This is a genomic window from Photorhabdus akhurstii, assembly GCF_019090985.1.
In the GTDB taxonomy this organism is placed as follows: Bacteria; Pseudomonadota; Gammaproteobacteria; order Enterobacterales; family Enterobacteriaceae; genus Photorhabdus; species Photorhabdus akhurstii.
Map to the genome: position 1 here is coordinate 1156307 of NZ_CP020335.1, position 23955 is coordinate 1180261.

Below are 23955 nucleotides of genomic sequence, written 5' to 3' on the forward strand. Positions count from 1 at the left end.
GCAATGAGTTTGTTTATTACTCTGATGATGCTGAAATTTATATAGAGCCATAAGGTAAATCAAAGAATTGTCGTTCAGATGAAATTAAGATAGTTTCCTGGTATTTGGCTTTAAAGATTGCGGTTTGTACGCTGTGCTGAGAAAATTATCCCCCTAAACGTTTTTATCCCACTTGGAGTAGAAAATGACCACTCGTAAAACCCTTGCTAATGCTATTCGCTTCCTGAGCATGGATGCTGTGCAGAAAGCAAAATCAGGGCACCCTGGCGCGCCTATGGGAATGGCTGATATCGCTGAAGTTTTATGGCGTGATTATTTGAATCATAACCCAGCTGATCCACATTGGGTTGATCGTGACCGCTTTGTATTGTCTAACGGTCATGGTTCTATGCTGATTTATAGCCTGTTGCATCTCACCGGTTATGATGTTTCCGTTGATGATCTGAAAAATTTCCGTCAGTTACACTCTAAAACCCCAGGCCATCCTGAGTATGGTTATACTCCAGGCGTAGAAACTACGACAGGTCCTTTAGGGCAGGGGATTGCCAACGCAGTAGGTTTTGCGATTGCTGAACGCACTCTGGCCGCGCAATTTAACCGTCCTAGTCATGAGATCGTTGACCATAATACTTATGCCTTTATGGGTGATGGTTGCATGATGGAGGGCATTTCTCATGAAGTTTGCTCTCTGGCGGGTACCTTAAAGTTAGGCAAGTTGATTGCTTTCTATGATGACAATGGCATTTCCATTGATGGTCATGTTGAAGGCTGGTTTACGGATGATACGGCAAGCCGTTTTGAAGCTTATGGCTGGCATGTGATTCGCGGTATTGATGGCCATAATGCAGCTTCAGTTAAAGCTGCTATTGAAGAAGCACGTAAAGTCGCTGATAAACCTTCTCTGTTAATGTGCAAAACAGTTATCGGTTTTGGTGCGCCAACCAAAGCAGGTACCCATGATTCTCATGGCGCGCCATTGGGTGATGCGGAAATTGCCGCGACTCGTGAAGCTCTGGATTGGAATTATCCGGCATTTGAGATTCCAGCGGACATCTATGCTGAGTGGGATGCAAAAGAAGCTGGCAATGTGAAACAAGCCGCCTGGAATGAAAAATTCTCTGCTTATGAAAAAGCGTATCCTGAATTAGCTGCTGAATTCAAACGTCGTACCAGTGGCGAATTACCGGCAGACTGGGAAGCTGAATCCAAAGCATTTATCGAACAGTTGCAAAAAAATCCGGCCAATATTGCCAGCCGTAAAGCATCCCAGAATGCTTTGGAAGCGTTTGGCAAGGTGTTGCCTGAATTTATGGGCGGATCTGCTGATTTGGCGCCAAGTAACCTCACGATGTGGTCAGGTTCTAAGCCATTGAACGAAGATCAGGCTGGTAACTACATCCATTACGGCGTTCGTGAGTTTGGCATGTCAGCCATTATGAACGGTATCGCTCTGCATGGTGGTTTTGTGCCTTATGGCGCAACTTTCCTGATGTTCGTTGAATATGCCCGTAATGCAGTGCGTATGGCGGCATTGATGAAAATTCGCAGCATCTTTGTTTACACCCATGACTCAATCGGTTTGGGTGAAGATGGCCCGACTCATCAGCCGGTAGAACAGCTTGCCAGTTTGCGTGTGACGCCAAATCTGAGTACATGGCGTCCATGTGACCAGGTTGAGTCTGCGGTGGCGTGGAAATATGCTATCGAACGTAAAACAGGCCCATCAGCGCTGATTTTCTCTCGCCAGAATTTGGCACAGCAAGAACGTACTGCCGAGCAGTTGGCTAATATTGAGAAAGGGGCTTACATCCTGAAAGATTGTCAGGGGCAGCCAGAACTGATTCTGATCGCAACCGGTTCAGAAATTGAATTGGCGGTGAGTGCTTACAACCAATTGACTGAGGAAGGTCGCCAGGTACGCGTAGTCTCGATGCCGTCTACTGATGCTTTTGATAAGCAAGATGCTGCATACCGAGAAGCGGTTCTGCCTGCTGCGGTTTCGGCACGTGTTGCAATCGAAGCGGGTATCGTCGATTACTGGTTTAAATATGTCGGTATAAATGGCGCTATCGTTGGTATGGATACATTTGGTGAGTCAGCGCCTGCTGATCAACTGTTTAAAGCGTTTGGTTTCACTGTAGAGAATGTGGTCGCTAAGGCTAAAGCTCTGCTGAAATAATTAGTCACTTCATAAATGAGCGCACCTGAGGTAAACGTTGAGCGGGTGCGCTCTTTTTCCGCACGATATCGTTATTGAAGATGGATCGTGGCAGCTTTCCTCGGTTTATGCCACGCAAATTCCGGGAACGGCTACTTTTTGGAACACGTGAGGCGAACCGACAATCCCATCAGGATATTTGGCGAGTTTTTCCTTGAATTCAGGATCTGTGAATGCGGCGCGGAAATGCTCCAGACTCTCCCAAACAGCATAGTTCATGAATGTGCCGCTGCCAGCGATTCCGCGATGTAATTGTGCTGAAATCAGGCCCACCTTAGACCGGAAATATTCTGCATCTTCCTTCCAAGTTTCTATTAGGGTGTCAGCCATTGAAGGATCAACATGAAATATGTTCACTAGCACGATGGAGCCATCGGTGTTCGAAAATAACTGTTCCCGCAGGGTTACGTGGGTGTCCATTTCTTCTAGTTTGACCATTTCTATCTCCTGAAAATTATGTGTTTATATTTATGTTTGTATTGCTATCCTGCCGAGGCGAGTCGCGTGATTTACGCGGCTTTTGACGGCAATAATATGTCAACGTAGAGACAAATGCGTTCCACCAATTACATGCTGTTTCCACGTTGTATTTCGTTTAACTGTTTGGTAATTCTTTATCGTTATTAACGAACGAATCCAGAGCGCTATGTCTTGTATTTGGCACAGGTGACTCTCCCAGCTCCGTCTCCAGGCTGATCAAGGTGTTTAATGTCACTTTTAGCTCGTTAGGATCAGAGGATTGCATCAGTGATTCGACCCATTCAGCTTCCAGCGATATCGCCGCATCAAAAGTACGCCAACCAAGCTCGGTCAGTTGATAGAGTGGTGAGCGTTCATGGCGAGGATTAGTGAGGGTTCTCACCATCCCTGAACTTAGCCCGAGATTCAATTGCTTTTGCACGCCTTGGCGTGTGATACCCATTGCGGCGGCAATCTGAGGCGCGGTAGGTGGATGTGGCGAATGCGCAATCGCACCGAGTACTTGCCATCTCGCACTCGTGATTCCCAACGGAGCAACGAGCTGATCGCCTTTAGAGAGCAGTAGGGCATTGAGCCGAAATACCGCCAATGTGATCTCAGTGAATACTTCAAACGCCGAAGTTTCCTCGGTTGACACGATTTACTTCCTTTTCCTTAGCTCCTCAAAAAACGACAACCAGTTTCCATTTATTGAGATTAAATGTCAATATTCCAACAAATGGTATTGATGATCCATGTCGCAGTTGTGAGTAAATAACGGTGGGATTGTTTCTTTCTGCTTGCTTGGGGTCGATGAATATGAGCAACAGTCTTTAATTCGAAGGTTGATCACTTTTTACTATTGCTTGCTATCAACCTCCTTTTCCCGTAATCTCATTATTTATAGCTGAATCGTTTCATTTTGTTATCTAAAGCGGTTTTCTATGCACGGTTTTGACAGTTTTGTGATAAGCAATCAGTACATCCGTGATTGAGTCGGTTATTCTAAGCGGTTGGGTGGTAATAACTATATTCAGGGAGTAACATGACAATCAAGGTGGCAATAAACGGTTTTGGCAGAATAGGACGCAGTATTTTACGTGCTCTTTATGAATCTGGACGCCGGGCTGAAATTGCGGTTATTGCTGTTAATGAGCTGGCAGATGCCGAAGGAATTGCTCACTTGCTGAAATATGACTCCAGTCACGGTCGTTTTGCCTGGGATGTGCGTCTGAATAATGATCTGTTGCAAGTTGGTGATGATAATATTCGCCTGTTTCATCAACCTGATATATCGACGTTGCCTTGGCAAGAACTGGGGGTTGATATTGTTCTTGATTGCAGTGGGATTTATGGCAGCAGAGCTGATGGCGAGGCACATCTTGCCAGTGGCGCCAAAAAAGTGCTTTTTGCTCATCCGGGGGGCAATGATTTAGATGCGACGGTGGTCTATGGTGTAAATCAGCATTTATTGACAGCAAAAGATCGTATTGTGTCCAATGCTTCCTGTACCACTAATTGCATTATTCCCGTCATTAAATTATTGGATGATGAATTTGAGATTGAATCGGGCACAGTGACAACCATTCATGCCTCAATGAATGACCAACCGGTGATTGATGCTTATCACAAAGATTTACGGCGTACTCGGGCAGCCAGTCAATCTATCATTCCGGTGGATACCAAGTTGGCCGCAGGGATAACCCGGATTTTTCCAAAGTTCTGTGACCGTTTTGAAGCTATCTCCGTGCGCGTACCAACGATCAACGTTACGGCTATCGATTTGAGCGTTACGGTAAAATCTTCAGTAACTGTTAAAAAAATCAACGAATTAATGCAAAAATCAGCAGCTACTTCATTTCGTGGTATAGTTGATTATACCGAATTGCCGTTAGTCTCAACGGATTTTAACCACGATCCCCACAGCGCGATTGTTGATGGCACACAAACGCGGGTTAGTGGGCAACACCTGATTAAGACATTAGTTTGGTGTGATAATGAGTGGGGATTTGCTAACCGAATGTTAGATACAACGTTAGCAATGGCTGCTACGGGTTTCAAATGATCTGTTGTTGATAGACGGCCATAATAGATTTGCACACGGCGCAAGATTAAATAATTTAGAGAATCAATAAGAGGATTCACCATGTCTGTAATTAAGATGACCGATTTAGATCTGGCGGGTAAGCGTGTTTTGATCCGCGCTGACCTGAACGTTCCGGTAAAAGATGGCAAAGTCACCTCTGATGCGCGTATCCGTGCCTCCTTGCCAACCATCGAAGCAGCATTGAAACAGGGCGCCAAGGTCATGATCACTTCTCACCTTGGCCGCCCGATTGAAGGCGAATACAACGAAGAATTCTCGCTGAAACCAGTAGTAGACTATCTAAAAGAGAAATTATCCTCCTCCGTTCGACTGGAAAAAGAGTATCTGGAAGGCGTGGAAGTATCAGAAGGTGAGCTGGTCGTGCTGGAGAACGTTCGCTTTAATAAAGGTGAGAAGAAAGACGACGAAAGCTTGGCTAAAAAATACGCTTCCCTGTGTGATATTTATGTCATGGATGCATTCGGTACCGCTCATCGTGCTCAGGCTTCGACTCACGGCGTGGCTAAGTTTGCTCCTGTTGCTTGTGCCGGTCCTTTGCTGTCTGCGGAATTAGAAGCATTAGGCAAAGCGTTGGATAATCCGGCTCGCCCAATGGTGGCTATTGTCGGTGGTTCTAAAGTTTCAACCAAGCTGACCGTTCTGGATACGCTGTCTAAAATTGCCGACCAACTGATTGTTGGTGGTGGTATTGCGAATACGTTTGTTGCCGCGGAAGGTCACAATGTTGGCCGTTCTCTCTATGAAGATGATTTGATCCCGGAAGCGAAAAAATTGCTGATAAGCTGTGATATTCCGGTGCCAACCGATGTTCGTGTAGCAACAGAATTCTCTGAAACGGCCGAAGCAACCTTGAAATCCTCCAGTGATATTAAAGATGATGAGCAGATCCTCGATTTGGGAGATGAATCCGCTCAACGGCTGGCTGATATCCTGAAAAACGCTAAAACGATCCTATGGAATGGCCCGGTTGGTGTATTTGAATTCCCTAATTTCCGTCAAGGGACTGAAATTGTCGCGCGCGCCATTGCTGATAGTGATGCCTTCTCTATCGCCGGCGGCGGCGATACGCTGGCAGCGATCGACCTGTTCGGTATTGCTGACAAAATTTCTTATATCTCTACGGGTGGTGGCGCTTTCCTTGAGTTTGTGGAAGGGAAAAAACTGCCTGCGGTTGTGATGTTGGAAGAACGTGCAAAACAGTAATTAAGTCATGACGGGTAGCGGCTGGTTGGTTGGCTACCCGCTCTAAACAGGACCCACGTAACATGTCTAAAATTTTTGATTTCGTAAAACCGGGTGTCATCACTGGTGATGATGTTCAAAAAGTGTTCGCTATAGCCAAAGAAAACAACTTTGCTTTGCCGGCGGTCAACTGTGTAGGTACTGATTCAATCAATGCCGTACTGGAAACCGCTGCCAAAGTTCGTTCTCCTGTGATCATTCAGTTCTCTAACGGCGGTGCTGCTTTTATTGCCGGTAAAGGTTTGAAAGTTGAAGGTCAACAAGCGGCTATTCTGGGTTCAATTTCTGGTGCTCGCCATGTTCATCAGATGGCTGAACATTATGGTGTTCCTGTGATCCTGCATACTGACCACTGCGCACGTAAATTGCTGCCGTGGATTGATGGCTTGTTAGATGCGGGAGAAAAGCATTACGCAGCGACGGGTAAACCGTTATTCTCTTCTCATATGATCGACCTGTCAGAAGAGTCTCTGGAAGAGAATATTGAGATTTGCGGCAAGTATTTGGCTCGCATGGCAAAAATCGATATGACGCTGGAAATCGAGTTGGGCTGTACTGGTGGGGAAGAAGATGGCGTTGATAACAGCCATATGGATAGCTCCGCGTTGTACACGCAACCGGAAGATGTGGCTTATGCTTATGAGAAACTGAATGCTATCAGCCCACGTTTCACTATTGCGGCTTCTTTCGGTAATGTTCATGGTGTTTATAAGCCGGGTAACGTTAAACTGACGCCAAAAATTTTGCGTAACTCTCAAGACTATGTTTCTGAGAAATTCAATCTGCCGCATAACAGCCTGGATTTTGTTTTCCACGGCGGTTCTGGTTCTACCGCGGAAGAGATCAAAGAAGCAGTCAGCTATGGCGTTGTTAAAATGAATATCGATACTGACACCCAATGGGCGACTTGGGAAGGTATCCTGAATTATTACAAAAAGAACGAAGGCTATCTGCAAGGCCAGTTAGGCAATCCAGAAGGCGCAGATAAACCTAATAAGAAATTCTACGATCCACGGGTATGGCTGCGTGCCGGTCAGGTTTCTATGATTGCCCGTCTGGAACAAGCGTTCAAAGAATTGAACGCGATTGATGTGTTGTAATTGGTGAAAGAGTTCCCTCTGAATTTTCATGCAGAGGGAACGTTAGCCGCATTCAGTAAATGAGATGTTACATCGCATCTACTCTTTTTATCATTTCCATTGCAACAGCCATAGACATGAACAGTTTGCTCTTTGTCTGAGGAAACTCCTCAAACCCTACGTTCATATACAGTTTTTTGGCTATGTCGTTCTTTGCATCGACGATAATCATCGGGGTAGGAATAGATTGTGACGACTCTATAGCTTTTCGAATTGCATCTATAAGCAAGATTTCACCAAACCCTTGGCGTTGAAATGACTTACTTATAGCTAGGCGACCAATAAGTGCGCAATGTAGTGTAGAAGGGTACTTTTTCGATATTTTCTCTGGTAGTTCGTCTAGCTCTACCGTGCATAGTGCTAGGGAATAGTATCCCTTTATTTGAGATCCATTTTGACTACTTGTAAGGACGAATGTTCTTGATAAGTCCTTTTTATCATGTTGTCCCGATACTGCCTTCAAGTAGTTGTTTAGTGCGGGTTCACCACAGTTAAAATTATTTCTATCGTGTTTGTTTTTATCTAGACGTTCTATCTTCATTTTTTATTGTTTCTTTATGTCTACGAGCAGCACGAAGGAAACGTTCGTTTACCTTGATTGGTTTTTCCAATGCATGAACAAACGCCAATGCATCTTCTTGACACAATTGAATACGCATATTTTGTTCAATGAGTCTTTTTGCCTCTGCTACAGCAGCATTGGCAATAAAGCTATTCAAACTGGCATACCCTGATAGTGATAACGCTCTTTCAAGTAACTCCTTGATCTCTGAACTCACCCTTGTGGTGATTCTTTCATTTGCTAATGTGGCCATAAGCCTTACTCCTACCGCATTGCGGTTATTAGTTCTTTAGTTCACTATAGATATCCACTACTCGTTTACATTATTTATTTGGAGCTAGCGGAACATATTATTTGGTGAAACGCTAAGTTTGTTTCATTGGTTAGTCTAGCATTGTTTTTAACAAAATTCAATGGATGTGCCAAAGTGACACCATGTTGTGAGACTAAACAAGCCATAGTCAGATAGAACAAAAATCATCAAAATTCGGACGCAAGTGAATCCGAGTATGCAGAGTTGTTAGCAAAAACCGCCGTAAACCCTCTTTACGGCGGGAAGCAGTCACCTGAGTTGTACTAGCTCTAGTCTGAGCTAGTACAGTTAGTTTCTATTTAAAGTTCTATACCCGTCATCTTTCAAGTTGCCTCTTTGTTGGCTGCACTCGCTCACCCCGGTAACAGAGTTTGCTATGCTCCTGGGGATTCACTCCCTTGCCGTCGCGATGCATCTTGAAATCCATAGGGTATGTGACCAAATTTATGAAGCTCTCCGCATTCCTAAATTTTCAGCGATAGCCGCAGAGCGAATATTAATAGCATCTGTTGATATCCTATTAATCTTCTGCCCTTTCAATGATTTTTTAATTGCTTTCATTGTCAGGAATTTGCCAACGCCTTTGAAATTGTATTCTCTATTGATTGCAACATCGGGTTCTGTTGCTTGTAGCTGCGTTCTTTCTTCATTACTCAATTGAGTATAGGGGTGAGCGAGTGCATAGTTGACATGTAATTCTGATTGTTTATTTTTTAAATCATGATATATCTTAACCTCCATTGCCGCATAAATTTTTCTTTCACCGGAATAATCATTTTTTTCACTTTTATCCATTAAAGCAAAGAAGTCGGTTTCTGAATAAAAATCAGGGTGATTACTTCTATATTTATGCTCTTCGGCATATTCTGATATCGTATCTTGTATGGTTCTTGCCATATAACCGGATATTTCAGATCCTAAAGAAAGATTGGTCTTCGATTTTTCTGAAAGGGCGCTATTTTCTTCAAGCCGGCTATATATTATTTGGCTTTTTTCTATACCTTTTAGAAGTTCTTCATGGCTTAACAAATAACCCGATGGATCGGAATCACCGACACGAACCACTTTTAATGATTTATTTTTTGTATAACTGCTCTCTTTCTCGTTCCATTTAACAACATGTGAATTTTTAGCGGCCAATTTAAATTTTAATTCATCAAGGAAATTCACCTCTTTGGTATATTTTCCTTTTTCTGGCGCTAATCCATTTTCATCCTGTAAACTCACAGGATTATTTCTTACCATTCGGTATAGATTCAGCCCATCAATGGTTCCTGCCGGGTCCGCGCTTAACCATCTGCCCGCCCACGGTTGGTAATAACGATAACCGTAATAATACAGCCCGGTGGCATCTCGTTCTTTGCCGGAATAGCGAATCGTTTTATAGCTGGCTTCTGTTTGGCTGTTCGCTGCCCACAGCGCTGTCCCGCCAAATGGATAATACTCTTCCTCACTGATAATCTGCCCTTGATTGTCCAGTTCAAGTTGGCTGGAGCCGATCAGATTATCGTAGCTGTAACGTAGTTGATTGTTGTTGACACCTTCTGGCTTACCGCTCTCCCAATGCAACACCCGTACCTGTGCACGACCGGCTTCACCGAATGTGATAACGTGTAACTCTTCTGTTGTTGTGGTGCTGTTCTGGGTTGTGCGTAGCTCCAGCCCCGGCAAATAGATTACCCGCTGTTGCTGCGTAGTATTCTGGGTTGGCTGTTCACTCACTTTCAGTTGTCTCATGCCGTTGCTGTCGTAGCGGTACCACTCATTTCCCGGGCCATTATTCACCTGCTTTAACTCTCCTCGTGGTGTCCAGATAAGCGTCTGTCCGGGTAATAAACTGGTTTGACGACCACCGGCATCAAACAACGTATCCACTTGATTTGGATCGGTGGTCAGCGTACTGAGAACACCTCGATTGCTGCGGTTTGAAAGGGTGATAGCCACGGTGTAGTTGTTCTGGGTAGCTGGCGAGCTGTGCCGAATTTGCGTCAGATTACCGCTGTGATCATAGCTGTAGCTGCGAGTATAGTTAGTGTAAGTATTGCTGTCAGAAGGTAGTGCAGGGGAGGGTAGTTGGTTATTTTGCTGACCTATATTAGCCATTTCACGCCCGGTGGCACTGATAAGCTGATACAGGGAATCGTAGGTATAGTTATTCTCCGGGACCACTTTCTGATTGTGCCAAAAGCGGGTGGCTTCCGCATCGTTACGGATATTGATGACATTGCCTACCGGATCATATTGATAGCGTAAGTCTTGCAACACTTTGGCGTCTGACGGACGGCGGGTGGTAATGCCGATCAGCCGTTGGGTTTCTGGTTCATAGCTGTATTCAGTGATAACGCCGTTACCGTGCTCTTCGCGTAATTTTTGTCCGGCGGCGGAGTAGGTCAGCGATTTGATAATCGCTTGTTCGGCCTGACCTTTGAGCGTCAACCAACAGCCTTTTAGCTGCCCAGCCACGTCGTAGGCCAGACGCTGGGTGTTGCCTTTGGCATCGGTCTGGGTCAATAAAGCCCCGGTGGCATCAGTGCTATTTTGGGTGGTATAGACATCATTGCTCAGTTTTTGCTGCCAGAGGCTTTGGTCTTCCCCTGTCCAGTCAGCATTTTGATCATCGACAAGCAGTTGTTGAGATTGTGATAGCACGACGCCAGCCAGAGAAAGGCTGTTGAGTTGAGTAAGTCCTGCGGTATCGTAATGGCGGACACACTGACCAGCAAGGTTGTACTCTTTTTCTTGCGGCGTATTACCGGCCCAGATAAGACGCTCGGTCGTTTTCTCTTCTGCCTGTCCTTGTTCGGTGATAGTAAGCAGACGACCGGGAAGGGTGTTATCTTCATAACGATGGTTTTGGCGGACACCGGTTGCATTGATGATCAACACCGGGCGACCTTCAATATCATTGAGGGTAATAGTCCGACCGGCATCAACACTTTCTTCACGTAAAACTTGACCAGCAAGATTAAAGACGCGAATGAAATTTGGGCCGCTCTGGTTTTTATTTTTACGAGGATCGGTGCTTTTTACCTGAAATCCCGGAATATTGAACTCATAGAACGTGATTAATTCATCACTGTTTTCGTCGGCTTGAGTGCGTAGATATTCTAAAGTACGGACATTTAATTTCCTGTTATCTAATACCTTAATCGAGGGGGTCTTTTGGTCAATTGCAGAATTGTAACTGCTCATATTTTAACTCCTTAGATGGTGTTAATCGTTAAGAAAATTTAAGTTATGGCAACAACCAAAAGACCTTATCACTAAACAGGCAAGGAAAGCGATTTATCGTGATGTTATTAATGCAAACGCTTTGGTAATTTTTGAGATTGTATAAATAGGAATTAAAGTTTCAGATAGTGAGTGTGATTGATCAACCATCAGAAAAACAAGTGGTTGGCAGATTTGATATATCGATGATGCTTAATAACGAATCACTTGTATATCATAGTTAAAGATAAAAGAAATTTATTAAACCGCGATAGTCACAATACTTTAAAAACAATGCCTTAAAAACAATACCTTAAAAACAATACTTTAAAAACAGAGGATGTTATGAGTTCTACATTCGATACAGCGAAGTCAGGAGATGATAATAAGAACATACCGCTTCTATCATGGTTCTGCACCTGTTGGGTATAAGACACCTAACGGGCTGTGATGTAACACAGATGAGGCTAATCCTTCAAATAGATGATGTTATTGGTCGCTTGATAAATGGTAATAAAGGTATTTTTAATTAAAAATTAATATGTTGAATGTTTAGAGTCATGATCATTGAGTGGAAAATCAGTAAAGGCCAAATGGTTTCATACATCGTAGACTGCTATTTTGGGGATGAGTTATTTTTGTCACTGCATCCGCCATTATATTTACAATAACTTAATCTTTTGTTGAATTTGTAACACTTTGTTACAAAGTTTACTTTTTGTAAATGAAAAAAGCAGAAATTTTTTCTTGCTATTTGGTGATGATTTAATAATCATAATTTGAGTTCCGTCATATGGACAATATGATGGAACTTCCAACTCCTGTTCCCTTATTTCAAAGGGATTAATCGATAGGGATACATTTCGTCTTCCTGTCGTTCAACTCGCTATTACTCACGGTATAAGCGGTGTTTCTTATCTGTGGTAATAGGATTTTTACTATCTTGTTTCCTTAGTGACGCAATCAATCACGGCTATTCCTGACAGGATATTGATGCTGATGAAGGTGATTGATAGCCAGGCGGGGAAATCTTGTGGAATTTTCACCACATGATGTTCAGGCTGCGTGCCTATCTGTAATTTAATTGTAAGGAAAGAGTATCAATGAGCAAATTAAGCCCACTCGATTGTCTTGACTGTAAAAATATGCTGAAAAACTGGATAGAATTTCAGTTGGTGGATGAACAGGGGAAACCCTTGGTCAATATGCCTTATCGTTTGAAAATCCGTGGAAATCCTCTGCTGGGACGTAAAGGCGTTACTGATGGCAATGGATTATTACGGGAAGAAGATATGCCTTCCCATCCGGTAACTCTGTATATCGGCGCCCAACCACTGGCCGACGAAATGGAACAGCGCCCGTTGCGGGAAAAACGGGGAGAAGAATTTTCAGTGGTGAAGCCAAAAGCGGAAGCCGAAGGCTATCAATATCGCTATGTGACTATCGGACAGATCAGTGATGGATTGCCGGCGCTAGATGATTGGAATGATCCCAAAAAAATTCCACCTCCCTATCATTTCCCGGACCCGGAGCCAAAAGGCTATCAGGTCCATCCGGTGAATCGACGGTATGTTCTGGAAGTCTGTCCGTTTCGGGCCTGGGTTCTGCTGCTACACCATCAAAAAGAGTATTCCATTGTGAATGCTTATAATCAGTGTTTGATGAGCGTACTGGCCTATGCTGACGGGGATGTCAATGTAGCAGGCTCTGTGAAACACTTTTTTAACCGGCAAATGGTGGATGTTTCAAAATTGCCCTATAAAGTGGAAGCATTGTCGGCAACACCTGTCGTTTACGATGTGCCGTTTAGTGAACGTTATGCCCGGGTGGAGTTTATTGATTCACAAGCGGGGAACAACAAGCAGGGTGATACCAAACTGTTTTATGCCGCCAGTAAGAAAGATGTGATTGTTAGTTGGCGGGGAACCGCTAGTCTGGATAATTATCTGACTGATGCCACTTTCCAGCCGTTGGCTTTAAGCTGCGATGATGACAAATCTCTGTGTAATGGGTTTATCCACAGTGGTAAAGTGCACAAAGGGTTCTGGGAGGCATTTAATTTGGTTGGAGAGTTAATAGTCCCCAGTGATAAAAAGAAAGAAGTATTCAGTGATATCTTGGATTTGGCTAAGAAAGGGAAGTTATTTATTTGTGGGCACAGTCTCGGAGGAGCGCTGGCATTATTGCACAGCGCACAACTGAAAGAACATAACCCTTGTCTCTACAGTTATGGGATGCCGCGAACATTAACTCGCAGTGCGGTAGAAGAATTGTCTTCTATTATCCACTATCGTCATGTTAATGAAGATGATGTCATCCCTGCTGTGCCATTTGAGCAGGATATGGATAATGTGTTTTTCAATTATTGGGCGCCGGCGGGGTACGACTGGGCAGTGATGAAGTTGTTATCGCCGTCACCGATTATTCAGGCAATTAAACAGGCGACAGCCAGTAAAGAAATCTATTTGCATCATGGTAAAGTTGTCCATTTTTTTCAAGCCAACAGTTGCCCGGAATGGCTGATTTCCGCCCGGAATGCCTCTCTTATAACGGGTGTTGCTGAAAGAATATTGGATAACACCACAAAACTCTACTTAATTCCTGAGTTAAATCAGGAAACAGAAAAGGATTTTTCGCTGGCCGGTGAGCGGCAGAATGCGTTGTTTAATCAGCTCAGTCAACAAGAAAAAGACAAACTGTTTGTTGAAAACAGAAGTGCTGATTTGAAAGGCGGATTCGGTTTCTCTAATCATAGCTCGTATAAATATGCGGGCTATATTGATAAACGCCTCAGAGAGTTATGTGAGCCGGATAAGATTACGGTCTATCAGGACAGTCAGCGTCAATTTAAGGCGAAAATGGACAGTTATAAGATGCTTATCCCTGACAATGTTTACTACCGAAATCTCTATTTTCTGGATATGGATAAGCAGTTAATAAAATCACTGACGGTCAGCCAGCAGGAAGAACAAGGGGAACTGGCCTTACAGCATTACTGTGATAAACAGGAACTGTCTGTATGAAAATATTGAAGGTAACGCTGTCCTTATTATTTCTCTATTTTATTTACTGGGCGTTTGGTGACGCCTTTTTTAACTGGCTGCTTCCCTTTTCATCTGCCGGAAAAGGGCAGTTGATTACGGTAGAAGGAGTGGCTCCGAAGTACACTGAGCCATATGTAGCAGCTATATATAAGTCAAAAGATTGCTTAAAATACCAATTTGATGCAGGTATGTCGCCTTTTAAAGTACCGACTTATCATAGCCTAGGTTTGGATGTAAAAGCTGATGCGAAAACTGGTTACTTTCAGGCAAAATTGCCTTTTAGTGGTGGAGGTTGGTGTAAATGGAAGATTGATAGAGCCTTTGTATCAGTAAGTTATACCGATGTCAGTCATTTGGTAAAAGATGCTGTTCCGTACGAGGGAACAGGATTAACTGCATTTATCAACGACGCGGCTCAAACAAATATTAGCGAAATTGCAGCATTGAATACTATAGATTTCAGACCGGTTATTTACCCTGTATTAAAGATAGTTGATGGGCGCCCAAATAGAATTTTCTTGCAGGGCGTGGTGGATACGTATCCTTTTCGGTTGAAATTAACTCCAAGAGCGGAATGGAAAATTACCTATAAACCTAAGTTAGATGAAACCAAAATGCCTAAAATTATTATCCCACCAGGTAAAGAACCTTCAAGAGTTGAATATCCTGATGGCAGAGTTGATTTAGACAGAGATTCTATTGATTACTGGAAAATAAAGTAGTGCTAACAGAGTTTCCAGTAAAAACCATTGACCGTGGGCCAGTAGGAAGAATAAGGAATACTGGCCTTACAACATTACTGTGATAAACAGGAACTGTCCGTATGAAAATATTGAAAATAACGCTGTCCTTATTATTTCTCTATTTTATTTACTGGGCGTTTGGCGACACCTTTCTTGACAGGCTTTTTCCTTTTTCACCTGACGAGAAGAAACAGTTAATTACGGTGGAAGGTGTCGTGCCGAAATATACAAAACCGTATGTGTCCGCGCAATATATCTCAAAAGACTGCCTTAGATATCAGCTTGATGCAGGTATGTCGCCTTATCAAGTGCCGACCTATTATGGACTGGATTTGGATGTAAAAGCTGATCCACAAACTGGTTACTTTCAGGCGAAATTGCCTTTCAATGGTGGAGGATGGTGTAAATGGAAAATCAATCAAGCGTTTGTAGCGGTGGGTTATACCGATGTTAGTCACTTAGTGAAAGATGCTGTACCTTCTTCGGGACCAGGATTAGCTGCCTTTATCAACGACGCCGCACGAACAAATTATTCTGAAGCCTCTGAAACTCGTGCATTGAATACGATAAATTTCAGCCCGGTTATTTACCCTGTTTTGAAAATGGTTGAGGGACGTCCAAACAGAGTTTCCTTGCAGGGGGTGGTGGATTTATTTCCTTTTCGGCTGAAATTAGTTCCAGGAGCGGAATGGAAAATTACCTTTAAACCTAAATTAGATGAAACCAAGATGCCAAAAATTACTATAACTAAGGGGAAGGAATGGGTTGAATATCCTGACGGGCGAATCGACCTTAATCGCCAAACGATAGACTACTGGAAAATAAAGTAGTGCTAACAGAGTTTCCAGTAAAAACCATTGACCGTGGGCCAGTAGGAAGAATAAGGAATACTGGCCTTACAGCATTACTGTGATAAACAGGAACTGTCCGTATGAAAATATTGAAGATAACGCTGTCCTTATTATTTCTCTATTTTATTTACTGGGCGTTTGGCGACACCTTTTTTGACCGGCTTTTTCCTTTTTCACCTGACGAGAAGAAACAGTTGATTACGGTGGAAGGTGTCGTGCCGAAATACACAAAACCGTATGTGTCCGCGCAATATATCTCAAAAGACTGCCTTAGATATCAGCTTGATGCAGGTATGTCGCCTTATCAAGTGCCGACCTATTATGGATTGGATTTGGATGTAAAAGCTGATCCGCAAACCGGTTACTTTCAGGCGAAATTGCCTTTCAATGGTGGAGGATGGTGTAAATGGAAAATCAATCAAGCGTTTGTGGCGGTGGGTTATACCGATGTTAGCCATCTGGTGAAAGATGCTGTACCTTCTTCGGGACCAGGATTAGCTGCCTTTATCAACGACGCCGCACGAACAAATTATTCTGAAGCCTCTGAGACTCGTGCATTGAATACGATAAATTTCAGCCCGGTTATTTACCCTGTTTTGAAAATGGTTGAGGGACGTCCAAACAGAGTTTCCTTACAGGGGGTGGTGGATTTATTTCCTTTTCGACTGAAATTAATTCCAGGAGCGGAATGGAAAATTACCTATAAACCTAAGTTAGATGAAACCAAAATGCCTAAAATTATTATCCCATCGGGTAAAGAACCTTCAAGAGTTGAATACCCTGATGGAAGAATTGATTTAAACAGAGATTCTATTGATTACTGGAAAATAAAGTAGTGCTAACAGAGTTTCCAGTAAAAACCATTGACCGTGGGCCAGTAGGAAGAATAAGGAATACTGGCCTTACAGAATTACTGTGATAAACAGGAACTGTCCGTATGAAAATATTGAAGATAACGCTGTCCTTATTATTTCTCTATTTTATTTACTGGGCGTTTGGCGACACCTTTTTTAACTGGCTTTTTCCTTTTTCACCTGACGAGAAGAAACAGTTGATTACGGTGGAAGGTGTCGCGCCGAAATACACAAAACCGTATGTGTCCGCGCAGTATATTTCAAAAGACTGTCTTAGATATCAGCTTGATGCAGGTATGTCGCCTTATCAAGTGCCGACTTATTATGGGTTGGATTTGGATGTAAAAGCTGATCCGCAAACTGGTTACTTTCAGGCGAAATTGCCTTTCAATGGTAGAGGATGGTGTAAATGGAAAATCAATCAAGCTTCTGTGACGGTAGGTTATACCGATGTCAGCCATTTGGTAAAAGATGCGGTTCAGGATGAAGGCGCGGAAGGAACAGGTTTAACTGCATTTATTAACGATGCGGTTCGGACATATCTTAACGAAACTGCAACATTGAATGTTATAGATTACCACCCAGTTATTTATCCTGTTTTGGAAATAGTTAACAAATTTCCAAAAAGAATATACTTGCGAGGTGAGAAAGCAATGCGTCCATTCAGGTTTATGTTAACGCCAGGAGTGGAGTGGAAAATTACCTATAAACCTAAGTTAGATGAAACCAAAATGCCTAAAATTATTATTCCACCAGGTAAAGAACCTTCAAGAGTTGAATATCCTGATGGCAGAGTTGATTTAGACAGAGATTCTATTGATTACTGGAAAATAAAGTAGTGCTAACAGAGTTTCCAGTAAAAACCATTGACCGTTGGCCAGTAGGAAGAATAAGGAATACTGGCCTTACAGAATTACTGTGATAAACAGGAACTGTCCGTATGAAAATATTGAAGATAACGCTGTCCTTATTATTTCTCTATTTTATTTACTGGGCGTTTGGCGCCACCTTTTTTAACTGGCTGCTTCCCTTTTCATCTGTCGGAAAGGGGCAGTTGATTACGGTAGAAGGAGTGGCTCCGAAGCACACTGAGCCATATGTAGCAGCTATATATAAGTCAAAAGATTGCTTAAAATATCAATTTGATGCGGGTATGTCGCCTTTTAAAGTACCGACTTATCATAGCCTAGGTTTGGATGTAAAAGCTGATGCGCGAACCGGTTATTTTCAGACGAAATTGCCTTTTAGTGGCGGAGGCTGGTGTAAATGGAAAATTGAGCGGGCTTATGTATCGGTTAATTATACCGATGTCAGCCATTTGGTGAAAGATGCTGTTCCCTATTCGGGGACAGGTTTAACCGCTTTTATTAACGATGCTGAACGAGAAAATTACTCTGAAGCCTCTGAGACTCGTGCATTGAATACTATAGATTACAGACCAGTTATTTACCCTGTTTTAGATTTAACTGAAGGATTTCCGAAACGTATATACTTACAAGGTGTGGTGAGTTCGTTTCCTTTTCGGCTGAAATTAATTCCAGGAGCGGAATGGAAAATTATCTTTAAGCCTAAACTGGATGAAACCAAGATGCCAAAAATTACTGTCACTAACGGAAGGGGAGAATGGGTTGAATATCCTGATGGGCGAATTGACCTTCATCGCCAAACAATAGACTACTGGAAAATAAAATAATGCCCTCTCTGTGGGAATTGAGGAAAACTTACCATGATAAATATCAAGCAATACCGGATTGAATTATGCCAATCATAGCACCTATATCTCGTTTTCCCAAAGATTCACCCAGGACATTGTTTAGATTTTGGTTTTAGGGTGGCAGTATGAATTTAATAATAGCTGATGCATTGGAATATAAAGGTAGAGTAAAGAAATTCGCCTCTGGAAACAGAAATGTCATTATTATCGGCTTGCAAAATACAAATATCATGATGTTCAAGTCCAGCTTCTCGAAGAGGAGAAGCTAGACAACCAAAACTAATCATAGGTAAATTATTTTGTTTTAGAAACTGATGCAATGCGTGTGCGATATTTATCTACTAGCTTTGAAAACCAATCCGTCATTAAATTTTGTCCTATTCTATACTGACTAAATGTTTTCATAGATAATACCATTTTTTATTAATGTTTTAGAATAAGATTGACCGGATTATCTATAACTGGGATCAAGTAACGTAGTTGGTGCTGATATATCCAGCAAAGCGCCACTTTCATCTTTAATCAGAAGGCGACGTTGACCATAGGGCAAATCACGTGGTGGTTCAACGATATTGAATCCAAGTTTCTGTGCTTTCAAATAATAAGGTTCAACATCTTCTACAATACAAGTGATAATAATTCCCTGGCAAGTCTTCTGATATATGTCTGGGATAAATTCACTCGTTCTTAAAAAAGCAGAAACTTGTCCATGTTTTTCAGAAGACATTGAAATAAACCAGTTAGATTCGTATTCAATATTAAAATTCAAGAGGTTGACAAATAAATTCCGTGTACTTATTAAATTATCAGTAAGAATGTTAGTTAGCATATTACGTCTCCTTCTTGAGGGATCTAAAACGTCAGAATTTATAACCAAGTCTTCTGATAAACAAAGATATAGCGAATGATTTAGTATCTTCTAACCCACTTTAACACATCCTCGAAAATGATAAAGTGCTTTGGTCAAGTATCATAAATGTCGCAATTGAACTTTGTTCTGATTGTGCCAGATTAAATTTATTTATTATATCCGCTCGTTAACATTAAACGAGCGAATATTGATTCAATTACACTAGCGCATCAGCGGCTGTATCATTCTCATCTTCACTCACGGTAAACCACGGGAAATATTGGCTCTGGCGCAGCCAGCCTTTTGCAGTAATAACCCGGATTTCTCGCCCAATCGGATCATAAATATGAGTATCCGCATAGGCTTCTTTTCTGGCGCTGTCATCACTGACATATCGCCAGTCGTTGAGGAAATAGGGCTGATAAGTGCGTATCGTTTGCCCTTTATTATCATATTCGGTGCGTCCCGTGACCGCCCAACGCGTTTTAGTATCCGCCATTTTTGTCACCAGAGAACCGTCTTGGTTACGTTGCCAGGCTTCGCCTGCCTCATGCCGTACAGACGCTTGCAGCAGGCGGCCAAAACCATCACTGAATGCGACTTGTTGGCGAATTTGCTGTTCAGCATCGCGGTCATAACGATCCGTAGTCAACGTAAGGTTATGGGGAGGTAAACCGATGCTGTTGGTTAACAGCTTAACCAATGGTGTACTGATCTTTTGACTTTGTACCCAACGGCGGCGAGCCAGTGCGCAAATACGCCAATCTTCCGTGATAATCCGCGAATCACGCAGAGTCTTCCGCTCTTCCGGCGTTAATGTGTTGAAGGTTTCTTGACTGAATACCGGCATCCAACTGTCCGGTGCATAGACCAGACACAGAGCGACAGGGAGTGGTCCGGTCAGATCAATGGCAGTATTGACATCGATTGGCGGAGAGAATGGTTTCTCTTCTGGTGAAGAGTAACCTGTTTTCACACCGCTTTCGATTCCCCAGAAACGTTGCGTGACAGGGCGTCCCAGTGCATCCAAGGTGATGAGATGCATATTATCGTTGATGTCAGTCAGTTGCGTTGGTGTGAGAAAACGCCAGTCATAATTGGCTGAGACGGTGAAGCCGGCAGCATCTTGGGTTTGGGTGATGACACAATAGTGGGTGTCCCATTTTAGCGTCATTTTCCCGGTTAACAGGGTGTTACGTTGTGCGACAGGACGCCAAAATTGTGCTTCCGTCCCGTAATCGGTATAGCCTTGACGCGCTACCCAGACGTTGTTTTCGCCGGTGCGAGGAAACAGATAAGGTTGTTGTTGGTATCCGGCCTGTGTCAGAATTCCCGGTAATTCGTCTGGCGTAATGCCGCCATCAAATGCAGATAACAGAGATTCCGTTAATACCGCCGTTTCGGTAAAGGCGATTAACGCTTGTCGTGTCGGCGTTTCCAGTGGTGTTTGGTTTTTCCCGTCGGTATAGAATGTTCGTTGCTGATTGAGGTATTCGCGTGGTTTATCATCGGCAATCAGACTATTTTCAGCACACAGGGCTTCCAGATTTAAGCCATCAACCGGTACCTGTTTGGCGTCGTAAGTGAAGGCATCACTGCGTGTGCCATCCGGTAATCCCAACACTCTGAGTTCATTACCAATAAGATGGTGCCAACTGGATTGTCGGCAGGTTAATCGCAATAGCTGTTGTTGATCGTCATAACTGCTGGCAAACAGCGTATCCGGTAGGGTATCGGGATACGGATTGGTTGTTGGTTTATTGCGGCGGGGATATTGTACGGAAACCTGTTTTAGTGGTTGCCCGAATAGGTCGCTGGACAGCGTGATATCCTGATTGCACAGGGGATCACTGATAATACGTTCATAGTGATAGCTACGGCTTTCCACGACTGAGGCCCAGAGCACCGGGGAAACGGTGGCGCCATCTTGTAATTGGCGCACCTGTGGACGGGATTCAGTCACTGTATAGGGGATCTGTTGCTGTGCGCTGCCATCCAGCCCGTAGAGTTCACTACGCAGTGGCTGACCTTTTAACGCTCGGTTTAACCAGTACAGATTATGGTCATCTTCCGGTGTTAATGGAACATCTTTGCCCTCTTTCCAGAGAGTAAAGCGTGGCGTAAAACCGGTGAAAGCTTGCTTATCGCCACGCCAATACCCGGCGGATAACGCATTATCCACCGCAGGTAATCCGGTGGCATACCAGCTTTTGGTGAGTGCCGGTGGTGTACGTTCCGGCGCATTGCCTTGAGCGAGTTGATGGCTGTCTGTCTGCTCAACATAACCAAAGCCACGAAATTCCCGCTCACGTCCATCCCAGGCGCCGTGAGCGTAACGTAAAGTAGTCACTAACTTATTGCCGCTGATTTCGTCCTCTGTTTCTGTTTGCCAAAGGGTATGGACCGGGAAAGGCAGGTAACAGACCGGTGTTTGCCCGGTAGCCAATGCCGCGGCTTTTTCATCCAGCCAGAACTGGACAGAGCTACGGTAATGCAAGGTGTGATTGGCCCCCATATTGTTGTTCATTTTACTGAGTAACCACGGTTTCGCGTTGGTCAGATCGCAGCGCCAATGATGTGGCGCCATATGCGGTACGCTCAGGATCAAGCTGACAACGCCTAACCCTTGTACATCGGCTACCTGTAACTGGCAGGTGTCATCAAAACGCAGGCCGTCAGGAAAGTGGAGTGTGAATGGTTTTGCAAAACCGTTACCACTTTCATTTCTAAAAATATCCAGACCGTCAGCATGAACATAAATCAAATCGGCTGGACCGCTACCATCCAAATCGGCCAGATGAATCCGGTCAGGATTAAAACTAGCGGCAGATTGGCTGAATCCCGGCAATACGATTGGCTGACCAAAACGGCCATGTCCCAGATTTGGCCAGCAAGTGACTTGAGTCGCACTCACTTCAACCAGATGTGCTTGGCCTGAACCCAGTACATCACTAAACGCCACTAACTTACGGGCATCGGCGCCCGGTAACGGCAGGGTGATATCACCGGATTGCACCACGTCCCGCCCTTTGATAAAACCATCACGGTTATTCACATACAAGCGTACACTTTTGGGACCAATCAGTACTAAATCGGACAGTCCGGCCCCCATTAAATCCGCCAGTTGGGCGCGTGGATGGGTATATTCCACCGGCAGAGCGTTGAGTGGCGTAAAACGTGTCCAGCTACCATCCGGGCGTTGACTGTAGTAGCCCCTTAGTCCCGGCCCGGTGATAACCCAGTCCAGTTGTCCGTCACCGTTAATATCCATCAGTGAGGCGTTATCCTGCACAGCCGGTGTGATGGGAAGAAGTTGCATTTTCCCCCAAGTGACCGCATTCATCTCTTCCCCGGCCTGACGTTGGGCGGATCGATACCACCAGCCATTTTTATCCTGATAGAGAATGCCGGGTACGCCTTCTCCTTTCAGGTCAAGCAGTTGCCAGCGCTGAATGGTGTTGAAATTTGCCAGTACATCCATTGATTGCCAGAGTGCGGTTTGTTCCGGCTCAAAAGGCTGATAGGCCAGTTCCAGTGGTGGCAGCGCAGTGACGGTGCTGTTGTCCTCATGGCCTACCCGGCGGACAGAAACGAGCGTACTGACCATCGCGTTTTCGTCATAATCCAGTATCAGACGCGACACTAGCGCAGGTTCATCATCCCCCTTTGCCTGACCAGACAGAGTTTGTAGACGGTGAAACATCAGTATTTGACGGCATAAGCGGTGAGTACGCAATTCAAAACCGTACTCATAACGGGAAAAACGGTCTTTTCGGCAAAGCCAATTGTCTGTGGCTTTAAACAGCGGCATTTCAGATAAGTTGTTTTTGCGTTCACCGTAATCAAATACTAAACAGAACAACCAGCCAGATTTAAGTGGGTCATCTCCGTTTAGCGTGGGAAAAACGTCGCTGGCGGTCAGGTTCCCGTAATGTACCGTTTGCAGGTAGCGTTGAACGGTTGCGCTGGGGTGGGCTGCCAGCTCGTCAGTTTCGCAATTTGCTTCATCTTCGGCGCGATATTGATAATAAATCTGTTCACCGTGGGATGATACTGAGGCTTCCAACAGCCATTGCGCTGTTTGGTTAACATTGAGTGGATTGCTGATACGTGCCTGAGAATTTTTGCCCAGTAAATGGACCTGTCCGTCGGGGCTGTATATCAGCCAGAAATCGGTTGCGCCGGTTGTTTGGGGTTGCCAGTATTCCAACCGGCTAAAGTGGCTTTCCAGGCGGGAGCGATAACCGGTAACAGTGAAAGTTGTCCCTAAATTGACGCCTTGCAATGAGGATTCACTGCGGATATCCGCTTGACCTGCCTCATTTAATGCGACGACCAACACTTCGCCTTCCGGCCCCAGAAAAGTATCGGTTTCATCGTAATTCGGTACGCCGGTACTGGTGCGACGACGAATTGCCATGACGCCGCAGTCCCAACCGAGACCAAACGGGCTGTTACCGGTTCCACTGTTGTAATTCAGAGTGAGCGAGGGTGCGTAACCACGCCCGGCGGAAATGGGCAATGGCAGGGATAAGGCGGCCATACCATCCGGCCCGGCTGGTGTTAATGTTTCACCCATGCCGGTAATGGCGCCGCCGCCTTTGGGTAATGACAGCTCGGTAACACTGAATGTTTGTGAATTCTGCATA

Annotated in this window: 17 protein-coding genes; 10 read left to right on the top strand and 7 right to left on the bottom strand. The window is 44.1% G+C overall.

What is annotated here, in order from left to right:
- The first annotated feature begins 184 nt into the window (after nucleotides 1-184).
- Nucleotides 185-2179 (top strand): transketolase, encoded by a 1995-nt coding sequence (gene tkt / locus B0X70_RS05025; protein WP_217471026.1) that lies wholly within the window; start codon nucleotides 185-187, stop codon nucleotides 2177-2179.
- A 105-nt stretch (nucleotides 2180-2284) separates the two neighbouring features.
- On the opposite strand, the gene B0X70_RS05030 is transcribed toward tkt, so the two are convergent.
- Both B0X70_RS05030 and B0X70_RS05035 read right to left on the bottom strand, forming a co-directional pair.
- Nucleotides 2285-2656, bottom strand: coding sequence for an antibiotic biosynthesis monooxygenase family protein (locus tag B0X70_RS05030; protein WP_036780450.1), 372 nt, complete (start codon nucleotides 2654-2656; stop codon nucleotides 2285-2287).
- 157 nt (nucleotides 2657-2813) lie between these two features.
- The gene (locus tag B0X70_RS05035; RefSeq protein ID WP_051560803.1) at nucleotides 2814-3335 is read right to left on the bottom strand and encodes a MarR family winged helix-turn-helix transcriptional regulator; all 522 of its coding nucleotides are present in this window, start codon (nucleotides 3333-3335) and stop codon (nucleotides 2814-2816) included.
- Nucleotides 3336-3722: 387 nt separating this feature from the next.
- On the opposite strand from B0X70_RS05035, the gene epd reads away from it, so the two are divergent.
- The 3 genes from epd (at nucleotide 3723) to fbaA (ending at nucleotide 7126) form a co-directional block, all read left to right on the top strand.
- On the top strand, nucleotides 3723-4742 hold the full coding sequence (gene epd / locus B0X70_RS05040; protein WP_040153422.1) for an erythrose-4-phosphate dehydrogenase: 1020 nt from the start codon (nucleotides 3723-3725) through the stop codon (nucleotides 4740-4742).
- 81 nt (nucleotides 4743-4823) lie between these two features.
- The gene (pgk, locus tag B0X70_RS05045; protein ID WP_217471027.1) at nucleotides 4824-5987 is read left to right on the top strand and encodes a phosphoglycerate kinase; all 1164 of its coding nucleotides are present in this window, start codon (nucleotides 4824-4826) and stop codon (nucleotides 5985-5987) included.
- Between the two features lie 62 nt (nucleotides 5988-6049).
- Entirely contained in the window at nucleotides 6050-7126 is a 1077-nt protein-coding gene (gene fbaA, locus B0X70_RS05050; protein WP_036808081.1) for a class II fructose-bisphosphate aldolase, read from the top strand.
- 67 nt (nucleotides 7127-7193) lie between these two features.
- Here the strand turns inward: fbaA and B0X70_RS05055 are convergent, their stop codons facing one another.
- The 3 genes from B0X70_RS05055 to B0X70_RS05065 all read right to left on the bottom strand — a co-directional run bounded on the left by B0X70_RS05055 (nucleotide 7194) and on the right by B0X70_RS05065 (nucleotide 11232).
- Nucleotides 7194-7706 (bottom strand): GNAT family N-acetyltransferase, encoded by a 513-nt coding sequence (locus B0X70_RS05055; protein WP_036808078.1) that lies wholly within the window; start codon nucleotides 7704-7706, stop codon nucleotides 7194-7196.
- Nucleotides 7684-7980, bottom strand: coding sequence for a type II toxin-antitoxin system TacA family antitoxin (locus tag B0X70_RS05060; RefSeq protein WP_036808074.1), 297 nt, complete (start codon nucleotides 7978-7980; stop codon nucleotides 7684-7686). Before B0X70_RS05060 ends, B0X70_RS05055 begins: the two co-directional genes overlap by 23 nt.
- A 504-nt stretch (nucleotides 7981-8484) precedes the next feature.
- Complete coding sequence (locus B0X70_RS05065; protein WP_217471028.1) at nucleotides 8485-11232, bottom strand: RHS repeat protein; 2748 nt, start codon at nucleotides 11230-11232, stop codon at nucleotides 8485-8487.
- A 1121-nt stretch (nucleotides 11233-12353) separates the two neighbouring features.
- Here B0X70_RS05065 and B0X70_RS05070 point away from each other — a divergent pair.
- The 6 genes from B0X70_RS05070 (at nucleotide 12354) to B0X70_RS05095 (ending at nucleotide 18435) form a co-directional block, all read left to right on the top strand.
- Nucleotides 12354-14273 (top strand): Tle2 family T6SS lipase effector, encoded by a 1920-nt coding sequence (locus B0X70_RS05070; protein WP_217471029.1) that lies wholly within the window; start codon nucleotides 12354-12356, stop codon nucleotides 14271-14273.
- Entirely contained in the window at nucleotides 14270-15016 is a 747-nt protein-coding gene (locus B0X70_RS05075; RefSeq protein ID WP_217471030.1) for a hypothetical protein, read from the top strand. The genes B0X70_RS05070 and B0X70_RS05075 overlap by 4 nt, the downstream gene beginning before the upstream one ends.
- A gap of 101 nt (nucleotides 15017-15117) precedes the next feature.
- Nucleotides 15118-15867 (top strand): hypothetical protein, encoded by a 750-nt coding sequence (locus tag B0X70_RS05080; protein ID WP_217471031.1) that lies wholly within the window; start codon nucleotides 15118-15120, stop codon nucleotides 15865-15867.
- A 101-nt stretch (nucleotides 15868-15968) separates the two neighbouring features.
- Nucleotides 15969-16724, top strand: a complete 756-nt coding sequence (locus B0X70_RS05085; RefSeq protein ID WP_217471032.1) for a hypothetical protein — start codon at nucleotides 15969-15971, stop codon at nucleotides 16722-16724.
- 101 nt (nucleotides 16725-16825) lie between these two features.
- Nucleotides 16826-17581 (top strand): hypothetical protein, encoded by a 756-nt coding sequence (locus B0X70_RS05090; RefSeq protein WP_217471033.1) that lies wholly within the window; start codon nucleotides 16826-16828, stop codon nucleotides 17579-17581.
- 101 nt (nucleotides 17582-17682) lie between these two features.
- The gene (locus B0X70_RS05095) at nucleotides 17683-18435 is read left to right on the top strand and encodes a hypothetical protein (RefSeq protein WP_217471034.1); all 753 of its coding nucleotides are present in this window, start codon (nucleotides 17683-17685) and stop codon (nucleotides 18433-18435) included.
- 472 nt (nucleotides 18436-18907) lie between these two features.
- Here the strand turns inward: B0X70_RS05095 and B0X70_RS05100 are convergent, their stop codons facing one another.
- Complete coding sequence (locus B0X70_RS05100) at nucleotides 18908-19285, bottom strand: VOC family protein (RefSeq protein ID WP_217471035.1); 378 nt, start codon at nucleotides 19283-19285, stop codon at nucleotides 18908-18910.
- 238 nt (nucleotides 19286-19523) lie between these two features.
- Nucleotides 19524-23954, bottom strand: a complete 4431-nt coding sequence (locus B0X70_RS05105) for a SpvB/TcaC N-terminal domain-containing protein (RefSeq protein WP_217471036.1) — start codon at nucleotides 23952-23954, stop codon at nucleotides 19524-19526.
- Between the last annotated feature and the right edge of the window lies 1 nt (nucleotide 23955).